This window comes from Caldovatus aquaticus, from assembly GCF_019458025.1.
Lineage (GTDB): Bacteria > Pseudomonadota > Alphaproteobacteria > Acetobacterales > Acetobacteraceae > Caldovatus > Caldovatus aquaticus.
The window spans coordinates 1-14,053 of record NZ_JAHZUY010000011.1 but is presented as its reverse complement, the minus strand read 5'-3'; the positions used below and the strand labels follow the sequence as shown (position 1 = coordinate 14,053).

Below are 14,053 nucleotides of genomic sequence, written 5' to 3'. Positions count from 1 at the left end.
CGGCCGGCGGCCGAGCCGAGGGTGCGGAGCGGGCGGGCGCCGGCGGCGCGAACGGGATCGCCGGCGCTGGCGGCGCCTCAGGCCAGCCGCAGCAGCGCCGCGCCCGCCGCGATCGCCCCCGCCCCGGCCCAGCCGGCGGCGCCCGGCCGTTCGCCGAGCAGGAGCCGCGCCAGCACCAGCCCGAACAGGGTGGCGGTCTCGCGCAGCGCCGCCACCGCCGCCACCGGCGCCTGCGCCATCGCCCACAGGGCCAGCGCATAGGCGGCGACGCTCGCCGCCCCGCCGCCGAGCGCGCGCGCCGCCTCGGCGCGGCCCGGGACGGCAAGCCGGAAGCGCAGCAGCACCGGGACGGTGGGGAACGCCATCAGCACGAACAGCCACAGCGTGTAGGCCACGGGATCGCCCGCGGCGCGCGCCCCCGCCGCGTCCACCAGCGTGTAGGCGGCGATCACCGCGGCGTTGGCGAGCGCGCAGGCGACCGCCGCGGCCGCCGGATCCGCGGCCCGCCGGCCGAGCGCGAGCAGCAGCACCCCGCCGCACACCGCGCCGACGCCGAGCCAGCCCGGCGGCGGCAGCGCCTCGCCGAACAGCGGCCAGGCGAGCAGCGCGGCGAGCGCCGGCGCCGTGCCGCGCATCAGGGGATAGGCGAGGGCGACCGCGCCGCGCGCATAGGCCTCGGCGAGGAGGGCGAAATACGCCACGTGCAGCGCCACCGAGCCCGCGAGCCAGGGCCAGGCCGCGCTCCGCGGCAGCGGCAGGAAGGGCAGGGCCGGCGCCGCGAGCAGCGCGCCGCCGGCCACCACCAGCGCCGCCTCGCGCCGCCGGTCGCGCGCGCCGCGCACCGCGACGTTCCAGGCCGCGTGCAGCGCCGCGCCGGCGAGCACGAGCAGGAAGACCGGGCCGGTGAGCATGGGCGCGAGCCTCGCCGCGCCGCGCGCGCCCGGCAAGCCCGGCCGCGGCGCGCGCGGTTCCGCCCTCCCTCGCCCGGCCCGCGCGCGCGGCACTCCGGCCGGGCCTGGCGGCCCACCCCTGGCGCGGGCGCGGCGCGCGCGGCAGGATCGCCCCCTCAGCCGGAGGGAGCGCGCCCGCCATGTCCAAGGTCATCATCACCTGCGCCGTCACCGGGGCGATCCACACGCCCTCGATGAGCGACTACCTGCCGATCACGCCGCAGCAGATCGCCGAACAGTCCATCGCCGCCGCCGAGGCGGGCGCGGCCATCATCCACCTGCACGCGCGCGACCCCCGGGACGGCCGCCCGACTCCGGACCCCGCGGTGTTCATGCAGTTCCTGCCGGTCATCAAGCAGTCCACCGACGCGGTGATCAACATCACCACCGGCGGCGGCCTCGGCATGAGCCTCGACGAGCGCCTCGCCGCCCCGCTGCTGGCGAAGCCGGAGATGTGCTCGCTCAACATGGGCTCGATGAACTTCAACATCGCCCCCAGCGCGGCGCGGGTGAAGACGTGGAAGCACGCCTGGGAGAAGCCCTACCTCGAAGGCACCACCAACTTCATCTTCCGCAACACCTTCCAGGACATCGAGCAGATCGTCGAGCGGCTCGGCAAGGCGCACGGCACGCGCTTCGAGTTCGAGTGCTACGACGTCGGCCACCTCTACAACCTCGCCCACATGCTCGACCGCAAGGTGGTGGAGCCGCCGCTGTTCGTGCAGACGATCTTCGGCATCCTCGGCGGCATCGGCGCCGAGCCGCGCAACCTGCTGTTCATGAAGGAGACCGCCGACAGGCTGTTCGGCAAGGACTACGTCTGGTCGGTGCTGGCGGCGGGGCGGCACCAGATGCCCTTCTGCACCATGGCCGGCATGATGGGCGGCAATGTCCGCGTCGGGCTCGAGGACAGCCTGTGGATCGGCAAGGGCCGGCAGGCGACCTCGAACGCCGAGCAGGTGGCGAAGATCCGCCGCATCCTCGAGGAGCTGAGCCTCGAGATCGCAACGCCGGCGGAAGCGCGCGCGATCCTCAAGCTCAAGGGCGGCGACCAGGTCGGCTTCTGAGCGCGGCCGCCGCGCCGGGCGGCCGCAGGCGCCGCCACCCGCTCGGCCCCATGGCCGCCGCGGCGCGGGCGCGCCCGGCCGGGAACGGCCGTCCGCGGTCCGCCCTACGGGCCGAACAGGCGGCGCAGCCGCTCGAGCAGCTCGCGCACCTCGGCGCCCGGCGGCAGGGGCAGCGGCGGCGGCTCGGGCGCGATCTGCCGGAAGCGCGCCAGCGCCTCGCGCGTGCCGGAGAGCGGCAGCTCGGTCGGTTCGCTCAGCGGGCCGCCGCCGGTGCCGAGCCCCACCATGCGCACCAGCGCCCGTGTCGCCTCCGGCAGTTCCTCCGCCGCGCGCAGGAGGTCCGGGCCCGGGCGGGGGGCGCAGACCAGGGACCGCCCCTCCAGCCCGCAGGGCATCTCCAGCAGGCGGTGCGGCGGGAAGCGGAGCTGGGCGGTGCCGGTCAGGGCGAGCAGGCCACGCGCCGCCCCCTCGAGGGGGATGTCGCGCGCCGTCACCACCGGCACCAGCCGCCCGCCGCGGTTCTGCACCTCGAGCGCCAGGCCCGCCTGGCCGGGGGCGGGCGGCTCGATCCAGTCGCGGTGGCGCAGCACGCACTCGGCGCGGTCGGTCATGCGGTCCACCGCGCAGCGCAGGCGCCAGGTGCCGATCTCCTCCTCCACCTGCGGCGGCGCCGGCTGCGCCGCCGCCGGCAGCGGCGGCAGCAGCAGCAGCAACAGCAGGGCCGCGCGGGCGCAGGCGGCGGTTGCGGTCCGGCGCATGGGGGCGAAAATACGCAGAACCGAGGAGCCGCGCCATGAAGACCGTGCGACTGCCCGACGGGACCGAGGTCCCCGCGCTCGGCCAGGGCACCTGGCACATGGGCGAGCGCCGCGCCGACCGCCGTGCCGAGGCGGACGCGCTGCGCCTCGGCCTCGATCTCGGCCTGACCCTGATAGACACCGCCGAGATGTACGGCGAGGGCGGCGCCGAGGAGGTGGTGGGCGAGGCGATCGCCGGCCGGCCGCGCGAGAGCGTCTTCCTCGTCTCCAAGGTCTATCCGCACAACGCCACGCGCCGGGCCATGCCCGCCGCCTGCGAGCGCAGCCTGCGCCGCCTGCGCGTCGAGACCCTCGACCTCTACCTGCTGCACTGGCGCGGCGCCGCCCCCCTCGCCGAGACCGTCGCGGCCTTCGAGGCGCTGAAGCGCCAGGGCAAGATCCGCCGCTGGGGGGTGAGCAACCTCGACGTCGCCGATCTCGAGGAGCTCGGCGCGGCGCTGGCGCGCTGCGCGACCGACCAGGTGCTCTACAACCTCTCGGCGCGCGGCATCGAGTTCGACCTGCTGCCCTTCTGCCGCGCGCGCGGCATGCCGGTGATGGCCTATTCGCCGCTCGGCCAGGGCGGGCGGATGCTGCGCGACCGCGCCCTCGCCGCGGTCGCCGCGCGGCACGGCGCGACGCCGGCGCAGATCGCGCTCGCCTGGGCGCTGCGCGCGCCGGGCGGGGTGATCGCCATCCCGAAGGCCGCCGATCCCGCGCATGTGCGCGAGAACGCGGCGGCCGCCGCGATCGTGCTCACGCCGCAGGACCTGGCGGAGCTCGACGCCGCCTTCCCCCCGCCGAAGCGCAAGCGGCCGCTGGCGATGCTCTGAGGCGGCGCGGCGGCTCCGGCGCCGCGCTCGCCCGGCCGGGCCCGCCGCGGTCGGCTCCCTCTACCGGAAGGTCGGCATCGGCGGCTCGTCGGCTGCGTCCGGCAGCGGCACCTCGATCCGCACCGTGCTCGGGTCCACGCCGGTGCCCTTGTCGATCCAGTAGGTCACGCTCTCCGGCCAGAAGATGACGATGGCGACGAGCAGGAGCTGCAGGACCACCCACGGGATCGCGCCCCAGTAGATGTCGGCGCTCCTCACCTCGCGGGGCGCGATGCCGCGCAGGTAGAACAGCGCGAAGCCGAAGGGGGGGTGCATGAAGCTGGTCTGCATGTTCACGCAGATCAGCACCCCGAACCACACCAGGTCTATCCCGAGCTTCGCCGCGACCGGCGCGAGCAGCGGCAGCACGATGAAGGCGATCTCGAAGAAGTCGAGGAAGAACGCCAGCAGGAAGATGAAGACCTGGGTGAAGATCAGGAACCCGGTCGCCCCGCCGGGCAGGTGGGAGAGCAGGTGCTCGATCCAGAGCCCGCCGTCCACGCCCTGGAAGACCAGGCTGAACACCGTCGCGCCGACCAGGATGAACAGCACCATGGCGGTGATGCGCATGGTGTTGCCCATCGCCTGGCGCATCAGGATCCAGGTGAAGCGGCGGTTCATGATCGCGAGCGCCACCGCCCCCACCACGCCCATCGCCCCGGCCTCGGTCGGCGTGGCGAGGCCGAGGAAGATCGTGCCGAGCACCATGAAGATCAGCACGATCGAGGGCACCATGCCGCGCAGCACCCGCCACCACAGCGACCAGCCGCGCGGCACCAGCGCCTCCGGCGGCAGCGGCGGCACCCGGTGCGGGGCGACGATGCTGACCAGCGCGATGTAGGCGAGGAACAGGAAGGTCTGCAGGAAGGAGGGGCCGATCGCCCCGGCGTACATGTCGCCCACGCTCTTGCCGAGCACGTCGCCGAGCACGATCAGCACCAGCGAGGGCGGGATCACCTGCGTGATCGTGCCGCTCGCCGCGATCACGCCGGTGGCGATGCGCATGTCGTAGCCGTAGCGCATCATCACCGGCAGCGAGATCATGCCCATCGCGATCACGCTCGCCGCGACCGTCCCGGTGATCGCGCCGAGGATCGCGCCGACGATGATCACCGCGTAGGCGAGCCCGCCCGGGACCTTGCCGAAGAGCTGCCCCGTGCCCTCCAGCAGGTCCTCGGCGAGGCCGCAGCGCTCCAGGATCGCCCCCATCAGGGTGAAGAACGGGATCGCCAGCAGCAGGTCGTTGGAGAGGATGCCGAAGATGCGCAGCGGCAGGTTGTGCAGGTAGGCCTCGGTGAAGTAGCCGGCCTCGATCGAGAGGAAGCCGAAGAACAGGCCGACCGCGGCGAGCGAGAACGCCACCGGGTAGCCGACGAGCAGGAACAGGACGAGCCCGCCGAACATCAGCGGCGGCATCATCTCGAGTGGAGGGAGCGGCATGGCGGTGTGCGGGCGTCCGGGGCGGCGTCGGGGCTATTGCTCGGGGCGGTGGTACTCGGCGTGCAGCTCGGCGCCGCCGAGCGGGACGCCGCGCAGCAGGGCGACGCGCTTGATGAGCTCGGAAAGCCCCTGCAGCGTCATCAGCGCGAAGCCGACCGGCATCAGCACCTTCACCGGCCAGCGCAGGAGCCCGCCGGGATTCGGGCTGCCCTCGTCGCGCAGGAAGCTGTCGAGGAAGACGGGCCAGGTCATCCAGGCGAGCAGCGCCATCCCCGGCAGCAGGAAGACGAGGGTGCCGATCACGTCCACCCAGAGCTTCGCCCGCTCGCCCAGCGCGCCGTAGACGAGGTCCACCCGCACGTGCTCGTTGCGCAGCAGCGTGTAGGAGGCGCCGAGCATCACCATGCCGGCGAACAGGTACCACTGCGCCTCGAGCCACGCGTTGGAGGAGTAGCTGATCCCGTAGCGCAGGAAGGCGTTGGCGGCGCTGATCGCGCAGGAGAGCAGCACCATCCAGTCGGCGACCGAGCCGAAGGCGGTGCTGAGCCGGTCCATCGCCCGGCTGAATCGGAGCAGCAGACGCATCGCGGCCGCGGCGCGCTCAAGCGTCGCTGGCCGGCATTGGGGTGCGGCCGGACATGGCGAAGCCTCGCTGTTGGCGGGGCACGGCCCGTGCCCCGCATGCCTTGCGCGGATACCGCCCCTGGCCTGGGAAGGGAAGCCATGATTTGCCGGCCGCGCCCGGCGGCACCGCCCCTCGCGCGCCGCCCCTCCCGGCGCCGTCCGGCGAGCTGCTATCGTCGCCTCGTGCCCGCCTTCGCGCCCCTCCGCTCCTCCGCCCCCGGCCAGCCGCGCTCGCCGACGTGCTGACGGCCCTCGCCCTGGTGCTCCTCGCCCTGCTCCTGCTCGGCGCCGCGGCGCCGCTCCTGGCGCGCCGCGCCGGGGGGGAGGCCGCGCTGCAGGCCGCCTGCGGCGCCGCCGCCGGGGTCCTGGCGTCGCTGGGGGCGGGCGCTCTCGCGCTGGGCGTCGCGGCGCCGCCGCTCGCCCTGCCGCTCGCCTCGCCCTGGGGGCCTCTGCGCCTCGCGCTCGACGGGCTGTCGGCCTGGTTTCTGCTCCCGCTCGGCCTCTGCGCGGCCGCCGCCGCGCTCGCGGGCCCTCGCGCGGTGCCCGGGCCGGTGCCGCCGCGGCGGCTCGCCGCGCCGCCGCTGCTGCTCGCGGGCCTCGGGCTCGCCGTGCTCGCCGCCGACGGCTTCGGCCTCCTGCTCGGCTTCGGCCTCGTGGCGGTGGTGGCGGCGGGGCTGGCGGCGCGCGAGGCCGGCCCGGCGGCGTCCCGGCGGGCGGTGCGGGGCCTGTTGCTGGCCTCCGGCGGTGGCGCGCTGTGCCTCGCCGCCGCGTTCGGGCTGGCCGCCGCCGGAGGGAGCGGCGAGTCCGCGCCGGATTTCGCGGCGCTCCGCGCCCATCCGCCGGAGGGCTGGCGGGCCGCCGCGTTCCACCTGCTCGCGCTCGCCGGGATCGCGTGGCTGGCCGGCCTGCTGCCGGGGCGCCGCCCGCCGCCGCTCGCGGCGGCCGCGACGGCGGCGGGAGGAGCGGGGCCGGCGGCCGCGCTGCTGCTCGGCGCGCTGCCCGTGCTCGCGCCCTACGCGGCGGCGCGGCTGCTGCTCGATCTCGGCGGCCCGGCCCAGCCGCCCTGGTGGGGCGTGCCGCCGCTGCTCGCCGGGGCCGCGCTGGCCTGCGCCGGCGCGGCGCGCGCGGCGACGGCCGAGCGCGACGCCGATTCGGTCGTCGCCGCCCTCGCCGTCGGCCAGAGCGGACTCGCTCTGGCCGCGCTGGGGCTCGCGGCCGGATTCCGCGCCGCCGATCTCGGCCCGCTCGCAGCGCTCGCCGCCGGGGCGGGGCTGCTGCAGGCGCTGCACCAGGCCGCGGCGGTGACGCTGCTGATGCTGGTCGCGGAGGGGGTGCGGCGCGGCGCGGGCAGCCGCCGGCTCGACCGGCTGGGCGGGCTCGTCCGGACGATGCCGTGGACCGCCGGCGGCGCGCTGCTGGCTGCCGCGTCGCTGGCGGCGCTGCCGCCGCTCTCCGGCTTCGCCGCGCACTGGCTGCTGTTGCAGGGGCTGTTCGCCGCCTGGCGGGTGGGCGACGCCGGATTCCAGTTCGCCGCCCTCGGCGCCGCCCTGCTCGCCGCGCTCGCCGCGGCCCTGGCCGCGGCGGCCCTGGTGCGCTTCTACGGCCTCGCCTTCCTCGGGCCGCCGCGCACGCCGCGCGCGGCCGGCGCCGCGGAGACGCTCCCCCGCACCCGGATCGCCGCCCTCGCCCTGCCGGCGGGCTTCTGCGTGCTGGTCGGCCTGGTGCCGGGGGCGCTGCTCGCCTTCGCCGATCCGGCCCTGCAGCGGCTGGCGGGCGCGAGCGTCGCGCCGCGGGCCGGCCTGCTCGGCATCGCGGCGCCCGGCGTGGACGCGCCGGAGGCGGTGGCGCGTCTCGTCCCGCCGGCGGTGGCGCTGCTCCTGGCCCTTGTCGCGCTGGCCCTGGCCCTGGCGCTGCGCCGGTGGGCCACGCCGGGGCTGGCGGAGGCTCCCGCCTGGACCGGGGGCGCGATGGCGCCGCCGCCGCACCTGCCCTTCGGCGATCCGGCGATCCAGCCGAGCGCCGCCGGGATGGCGCAACCGCTGCGCCGGGCGGCGCTTGGCCTGCAGGGGTGCGCCGCGGCGCGGCCGCTCCGGCGGGCGCCGGACGATCCTCGCCCGGCCGTGCCGCAGGCGGCCGCCGCCTCGTGGGTCCGGCCGCTGCGCTGGGCGCGCCGCGCCCTGCGGGCGGCGAACGGCCTTGCCATGCCGGGGCGGCTGCGTGTCGAGACCCGGCGCCTGCCGGTGCGGCGCGTGGTCGGCCGCCTGTTCGCGATCCTGCTCGGCCTGCTGGCGGCGCTGCTCGCCCTGGCGGCGACCGGCTGACGAGGGAGGGACCGTGGCCTGCCGGGTCCGATCGTTCCCGAGGCCGGCCCCTCGCGGCGGGGGGCGGGTTCCGCCCGCCGATCGCGCCGCCTGCCGCCTCCCCGCGCCGCGGGGGCGGCGGCACGGCGGCGCGAGGCGCGGGTGGGCCGGGCTGCGGGGCGGAGCCTCGGCGCGGCGGTGCGCAGCGGGGCGCGGCGGCGGAGCGGCGCCGCACACGGGGACCGCCTCCCTCCGTGCCCGCCCGGCCGCGGCGCGGGGATGAGCGGCGTGTCCGGCTGGCTCGGGGCGCTCCTGGTCCAGGTCCTGCACCTGGCGGTGATGCTCGCCGCGGCGCCGCTGCTTGCGGGGCTCCTGCGCACCGCGGCGGCGCGCCTCGCCGGGCGGCGCGGGCCCCACCCGCTGCAGCCCTGGCGCGACCTGCGGAAGCTGCTGCGCAAGCAGACCGTGGCGGCCGAGGGCGCCTCGCCCGTCGCCCGCGTCGCGCCCTGCGCCGCGGTGGTCGCCACCGTGCTGGCGGCCGCGCTGGTCCCCTCCTTCTCGCTCGGCATGCTCCTCGGCCCGCTCGCCGATCTGCTGCTGGTGGCGGGGCTGCTCCTCCTGGCGCGGCTGGCGCGGGAACTGGCGGCGATGGAGGCCGGCGCGCTGGGCGGGCTCGACGCCGCACGCGGCCTGGTCCGGCTCGTGCTCGCCGAGCCGGCGCTGGTGATCGCCGCGATGGGGCTGGCGATGCTGGCCGGGACCACGGGGCTCGAAGGCATCATCGCCGCGGTCCGGGAAGGGGGCGCCGGCGGCGGCGTGGCCCGCCTGGCGCTTCCCGCTTCCGCGGTGCTGGCCCTGGCCGGGCTGGCGCTCGCGGAGAACGCGCGGCTTCCGCTCGGGGGCGCCGGCGCGCCGGCGCTGCCGCCGGAGGCGGAGCGGGAGCTGGCGGGCGACCGGGCGGCCGCGCCGCGCGACGCATCGGGCCGGCATCTGGCGCTGTGGGAGTTCCAGGCGGCGCTGCGGCTGCTCGTCTGGCTGAGCCTGATCGCCGCGCTGGCGCTGCCCGTCGGGCTGGCGCCGGCGGGCGCCGGGCCGCTCGCCTGGGCAGCGGGGCTGCTGGCCTGGGCCGCCAAGCTCCTCGCGCTCGGCCTCGCGATGGCTGCCGCGGCGGCCGCGTGCGCCCGGCTGCCGCCGGCCCGCCTGCCCGAGTTCCTCGCCGCGGCGCTGCTCGTCGCGCTGCTCGGCGTGGTGCTCGCGTTCGGCTCGGCGGTGCGGCTGTGAACCGCGGGCCGGTCCGGGCCTGCCGGCGCGCGTCCGCCGGAGGGAGGCGGCGATGACCCTCGCCTGGCTGCCGGTGCTGGTTCCCCTGGCTGCGGCGCCGCTCGCGATGCTGCCCGGGCGGCGCGTGGGCCGCCTCGCGCGGCTCGGCGCCGCGGCGCTGTGGCTCGCGCTCGCGCTCGCACTCTGCCTGCTGCCGCCGCGGGAGGGCGGCGGCGCGCTGCGGCCGGACGCGCTGAACCTGACGCTGCTGGCGCTCGCCGGCGCGATCGGCGCCACCGCCGCCGCGCTCCCCGCGCCCGGGCATGGGCGGCGCGCGCCGGGGCAGCGGGTGGCGGAGGGGGCCTGGCAGGTCTTCTTCGCCGGGGTCGCGCTGGCGCTGCTGGCCGACCACCTCGCCCTCGCCTGGCTCGGCCTGACGGTCGCCACCCTGGCGGCCGTGGCGATGGTCGGGCTGGGCGCCGCGGCGCCGCCCGCCGCCCTGGCGGCATGGCGGCTGCTGCTCGCGGGCGGCCTCGGCCTGGCGCTGGCGCTGTTCGGCCTTGTCCTGCTGCACCGCGCCACCGCGGGCGATGCCGGCCTCTCCTGGGCCGCGCTGCGCCTCGTGGCGGCGCAGGGCGATCCGCGCCTGCTCGATCTCGCCTTCCTCTGCCTGGCGCTCGGCCAGGGCGTGCTGGCCGGCCTCGTTCTCCCGGCCGTGCCGGGCGAGGCGGAGGAGGCCGCGCCGCCGCCGGTCGCGGCGCTGCTCGCCGGGGTGCTGCCCCTGGCCGCGCTGCATGGCGTGCTGCGCGCCAAGGCGGTGGTCGCCGCCCATCCGGAGAGCGTGATGCCGGCGGTCGTCCTCGGCGCGCTCGGCATCGCGGCGGCGCTGCTGGCGGCGCGGGCGCTGTGGCGCCTGGGCCGCCCGGCGCGGCGGCCGGCGCCCGCCCGGGTCGTCGCCTGGGCGGGCGTGGCGCAGAGCGGGGCGGCCGCCCTTGCCTTCGGCCTGGGCGGCGTCGCGGCGAACCTCGCCGGATTGCTGCTGCTGGTCGGGCAGGGCCTGGTGCGCAGCGGGCTCCGCCTGGGCGCGGGGGCGGCCGGGGCGGGGGAGCGCGACGACCGCACCCGCGCGGCCGGCGAGGCGCTGGGCCTCGCCCTTCTCGCCGGCCTGCCCCCGGGCGTGCTGTTCGCCGGCCAGCTCGCGCTGGTGGCGGAGATCGCCGCGCGCGCTCCCTGGCTTGCGCCCATGCTCGGCGGGGCGATGATGGTCGCGCTGGCGGCGCTGCTCGCCGCCGCGCTGCGCCGCTTCCCGGCGGGTCTTCCGGCGCCGGGCGGCGGCGCCCCGGCCGCCGGCCCGGTCGCGCGCCGCGCCGCCGGCGCGATGCTCGCCCTGCATCTTCTCGCCGCGCTGCTCCTCGGCATGGCGATGCCGGTCGGCGTGGCGCGGTTCCTGGAAGAGGCCGCGAGGCTGATCGGATGACGGCGCATCCCCCGCCCCGGACCGCACCCAAGCCCCTGCTTCGCGCGGCGCGCCGCGACGGCGCCCGCTGCCCGCCGCCATGACCGGCGCCGACGACCGGCCGGCCAGCCGGCTGATCCGCGGCGGCGCGCCGCAGGGCCTGCGCGGCGGCACGCCCGTCCTGCCGGCCGAGCGGTACCTCCTCCCCGCCGAGGCCTGGGCGCGCCTGCCCGCGGCGCTGGCGGCCGAGCCGGAGCTCGAGCTCCTCGCCCTCTGGGCCGAGCCGGGCCAGGTGCATGCGGCGTTTCTCGACCGGCGCGGCGCCGCCGGCGCGGAGGGGGCCGTCCCGGGCGGCGCGCTGATGCTCGCTTCGGCCGCGGCGCGCGGTGCGCCGCCGGGCGCGGCCGACGGTGCCGCCCGCTACCCCGCCCTCTCCCCCGTCCGTCCCGGCGCCGCGCGGTTCGAGCGCCTGGTGCGCGACCTCTGGGGCCTGGAGGCCGAGGGCGGCACCGATCCGCGTCCCTGGCTGGACCACGGGCGATGGCCGGTCCTCGCCCCGCTCGCCGCGCCGCGCGCGGTCCCGCGTCCGCCCGGTCCGCCGCCGCAGCCGCAATTCCTTCCCGCGTCCGGCGCGGGCGTGCGGCAGATCCCGCTCGGCCCGATCCGCGGCCGCATCGCCCAGGCGGCCGAGCTGCGCCTGCACGTGCAGGGGGAGGCCGTCCTGCGCGCCGAGCACCGCCTCGGCTACACCCACAAGGGCACGCTGTCGCTGATCCTGGGCAAGAGCCCGCGCGCCGCCGCCCGCTTCGCCGCGCGTCTCGCGGGCGATTCCACCGTCGCCCACGCCTCGGCCTTCGCCGCCGCCGCCGAGGCCGCGGCCGGCATCGAGCCGCCGCCGCGCGCGCGGCACCTGCGCGCGCTCATGCTGGAGCTCGAGCGCCTCCACAATCACCTGCGCGATGCCGCGGCGCTGTTCGCCGCGGCCGGGCTCGACCGTCCCCGCACCCGCTGCCTCGCCCTGCGCGAAGGCGTGCTGCGCGCCGCCGAGCGGGCTTTCGGGCACCGGCTGATGATGGACCACGTGGTGCCCGGGGGCGTGGCGATCGACATCGCCCCCTCGGGGCCCGCCGCCCTCCAGGCCGCGCTCGCGGCGGTGGAGGCGGAGCAGCCGGGGCTGATGCGGCTCGCCCGCGATCACGGCGGGCTGGGCGCGCGGCTCGGCGGCCTCGGCCGCGTGGACCCGGCCCTCGCCGCCCGCTTCGCCGCCTGCGGCGTGGTCGGGCGCGCCAGCGGCCGCGGCTTCGACGCGCGCCATGCGGCCCGGGCGGCGCCCTACGACGCGCTGGACCTGCCGCCGCTTGCGCTCCGCGCGGCGGGCGATGCGGCGGCGCGGCTCGCGGTGCGGATCGAGGAGCTGGCCGGCGCCGCCCGGCTCGCGCGCGCCCTGCTCGCGGACCTGCCCGCCGCCGGCCGCGGCGAGACGCTGCTGCGCCCCTTGCCGCAGGGCAGCGACGGCCGCGCGGGCGAGGGCATCGGTCTCGTCGAGGGCTGCCGCGGCGCGTGCCTGCACTGGCTGCGCCTCGACGACGGCGGCCTGATCACGGCCGCCTTCCTGCGCGATCCCTCCTGGCTGCACTGGCCGCTGCTGGAGGCCGCGATCGCCCGGGGCGACGTCGCCGACATCGCGCTCTGCGAGCGCTCCTTCTCCTGCTCCGCCAGCGGGGTGGACCTGTGAGGGACCGGATCGGCCGGATGCTGCGCGCCCTCCTCCCGCCGGCCCCGTCCGAGGCGGCGCCGCCGGTGCCGGCGGAGGCCGTCGCGGCGCTCGCGCAGCGGCTGGAGGCGGCGGGGCGCGCGCGGCTCGGCCGCAGCCTCGCGCTGCGCGTCGTGGACACGGGCTCCTGCGGCGGATGCGAGCTGGAGATCGCCGCGCTGGAAGGGACGGTGCACGACCTCGAGCGCTTCGGCCTCTGCTTCGTCGAGAGCCCGCGGCAGGCCGACGTGCTGCTCGTCACCGGCCCCGTCTGCCGCAACCTGCGCGAGGCGGCGGAGTTCGCCTTCGGCGCGATGGCCGCGCCGCGCTGGGTGGTCGCCGTCGGCGACTGCGCGCTCGACGGCGGCGTGTTCAAGGGCAGCTACGCGGTGGAGCCCGGGGGGGCGCAGGCCGTCCTGCCGGTGGACCTGGTGATCCGCGGCTGCCCGCCGTCCCCGGCGCAGCTGCTGGAGGGCCTGCTGGCCCTGATCGAGGCCCAGGACGTGCCGCCCCGGGGACGGAGGGCCTCACCGGGGGTGTGAGCCGTGACGGCGCCGTCGCCGGGCCGCGCCGCCAGGTTGTCGAGGAACCCGTCGTCCGGGAGGCGATAACCAGGATAGCGGCCGCGCGGCGGCGGCAGCCAGCTCGGCCGCCCCTCCTCCTCCGGAGTCCGCTCCGGCCCGCCGTTCGCCCCGGCGCAGGCCGCAAGCGCGGCAAGGGCTGCGGCGGCGAGCAGCCCCCTGCCCGCGGCATGCCGCCGGCCGGGCCGGATCCCGCCGGCCTTTCCGCCGGGGGGTGGCTCTCGCCGTCCGGTGCTCGCGCCGGTGCGGCCGGGTGGGGGGCGGTGCTGCGCCATCGTCGCCCGTGATCCTGCCGGATCCGGAGGGCGGCAGGAAGCGCAGGAAGGCGGCGGGGCCGGCCGCGCCGCGTGCCCTCTCGGCCTCAGCTGCCGGATGCGCCCGGCGGCCGCCCGCCGGGGGCCGGCTCCGTGAGGTCCTCGTAGAGCGCGCGCGCTTCCGTTGCCGGTCCGCGCCGTTCCGCCAGGGCGAGGACGCGCCAGATCCGCACCGGCGCCCGTGGCCCGGGCGCGAAGGTCAGCACGTCGCCGGGGCGCAGCCGGGCGTGCGGCTTGTCCGTCGGCTGGCGGTTGATGCGCACGCCGCCCTGCGCGACGAGCCGGGCGCAGAGCGCGCGGGTCTTCGCCACCCGCGCGCACCAGAGCCACGTGTCCAGCCGCTGCCAGTCGCGGTCTTCCCGCTCGCCCGCGTCGCGGCCGCCGCTCACTGCGCCTTGCGCAGCTTCAGGGTGGCGAGGATGGCGAAGGGCGACTCGGGCTTCGGCGCCGCGACCAGCGGCACCGGCACCGGCTCGCCCCGGCGCTCGGGCCGCGGCGCGCGCTGCGGTCCGCCCTTGCCGCCACGGTGTTCGCGCGGGTCGCGCTGCGGCGGCCGCGGGCCCTGCCGGTCCTGCGGGCGCGGCGGACGCGCCGCCTCGCCGCCCGGGGCCGGCCGCGTTTCGGCCGGGGCCTGCGCCG

13 protein-coding genes are annotated in these 14,053 nt (G+C 78.4%); 7 read left to right on the top strand and 6 right to left on the bottom strand.

The genetic code is table 11. The features are described from left to right. Window positions 1-77: 77 nt before the first annotated feature. The gene (locus K1J50_RS06475; RefSeq protein ID WP_220116888.1) at window positions 78-911 is read right to left on the bottom strand and encodes an EamA family transporter; all 834 of its coding nucleotides are present in this window, start codon (window positions 909-911) and stop codon (window positions 78-80) included. 179 nt (window positions 912-1,090) lie between these two features. Between K1J50_RS06475 and K1J50_RS06470 the strand changes: the two genes are divergently transcribed. Next, the gene (locus K1J50_RS06470; RefSeq protein WP_220116886.1) at window positions 1,091-2,017 is read left to right on the top strand and encodes a BKACE family enzyme; all 927 of its coding nucleotides are present in this window, start codon (window positions 1,091-1,093) and stop codon (window positions 2,015-2,017) included. A 104-nt stretch (window positions 2,018-2,121) separates the two neighbouring features. On the opposite strand, the gene K1J50_RS06465 is transcribed toward K1J50_RS06470, so the two are convergent. Continuing rightward, window positions 2,122-2,775 carry a hypothetical protein gene (locus K1J50_RS06465; protein WP_220116884.1) on the bottom strand — a complete coding sequence of 218 codons (654 nt, stop codon included), beginning with the start codon at window positions 2,773-2,775 and terminating at the stop codon, window positions 2,122-2,124. Window positions 2,776-2,810: 35 nt separating this feature from the next. Here K1J50_RS06465 and K1J50_RS06460 point away from each other — a divergent pair, with 35 nt between their 5' ends. Then, complete coding sequence (locus K1J50_RS06460) at window positions 2,811-3,647, top strand: aldo/keto reductase (protein ID WP_220116882.1); 837 nt, start codon at window positions 2,811-2,813, stop codon at window positions 3,645-3,647. Between the two features lie 60 nt (window positions 3,648-3,707). On the opposite strand, the gene K1J50_RS06455 is transcribed toward K1J50_RS06460, so the two are convergent. Together K1J50_RS06455 and K1J50_RS06450 are read right to left on the bottom strand one after the other, a co-directional pair. After that, window positions 3,708-5,126, bottom strand: a complete 1,419-nt coding sequence (locus K1J50_RS06455; RefSeq protein WP_220116880.1) for a TRAP transporter large permease — start codon at window positions 5,124-5,126, stop codon at window positions 3,708-3,710. 33 nt (window positions 5,127-5,159) lie between these two features. Next, window positions 5,160-5,711 (bottom strand): TRAP transporter small permease subunit, encoded by a 552-nt coding sequence (locus K1J50_RS06450; protein ID WP_220116878.1) that lies wholly within the window; start codon window positions 5,709-5,711, stop codon window positions 5,160-5,162. Window positions 5,712-5,989: 278 nt separating this feature from the next. Here K1J50_RS06450 and K1J50_RS06445 point away from each other — a divergent pair, with 278 nt between their 5' ends. From K1J50_RS06445 to K1J50_RS06425, 5 genes are all read left to right on the top strand, one after another. Continuing rightward, entirely contained in the window at window positions 5,990-8,071 is a 2,082-nt protein-coding gene (locus K1J50_RS06445) for a proton-conducting transporter transmembrane domain-containing protein (RefSeq protein WP_220116876.1), read from the top strand. 267 nt (window positions 8,072-8,338) lie between these two features. After that, window positions 8,339-9,331: an NADH-quinone oxidoreductase subunit H gene (locus K1J50_RS06440; protein ID WP_220116874.1), complete on the top strand. Its 993-nt coding sequence runs from the start codon at window positions 8,339-8,341 to the stop codon at window positions 9,329-9,331. 52 nt (window positions 9,332-9,383) lie between these two features. Then, entirely contained in the window at window positions 9,384-10,787 is a 1,404-nt protein-coding gene (locus K1J50_RS06435) for a hypothetical protein (protein ID WP_220116872.1), read from the top strand. Window positions 10,788-10,866: 79 nt separating this feature from the next. After that, complete coding sequence (locus K1J50_RS06430) at window positions 10,867-12,501, top strand: NADH-quinone oxidoreductase subunit D-related protein (RefSeq protein WP_220116870.1); 1,635 nt, start codon at window positions 10,867-10,869, stop codon at window positions 12,499-12,501. Between the two features lie 17 nt (window positions 12,502-12,518). Continuing rightward, a complete protein-coding gene (locus tag K1J50_RS06425) occupies window positions 12,519-13,061 on the top strand; it encodes an NADH-quinone oxidoreductase subunit B family protein (RefSeq protein WP_220116866.1) in 543 nt (180 codons plus the stop codon). A 400-nt stretch (window positions 13,062-13,461) separates the two neighbouring features. Here the strand turns inward: K1J50_RS06425 and K1J50_RS06420 are convergent, their stop codons facing one another. Together K1J50_RS06420 and K1J50_RS06415 are read right to left on the bottom strand one after the other, a co-directional pair. Further along, a complete protein-coding gene (locus tag K1J50_RS06420) occupies window positions 13,462-13,803 on the bottom strand; it encodes an RNA-binding S4 domain-containing protein (RefSeq protein ID WP_220116864.1) in 342 nt (113 codons plus the stop codon). After that, window positions 13,800-14,053: hypothetical protein (locus K1J50_RS06415; protein ID WP_456304552.1), on the bottom strand; the 254-nt coding region annotated here is incomplete at its 5' end. The genes K1J50_RS06420 and K1J50_RS06415, both read right to left, overlap by 4 nt.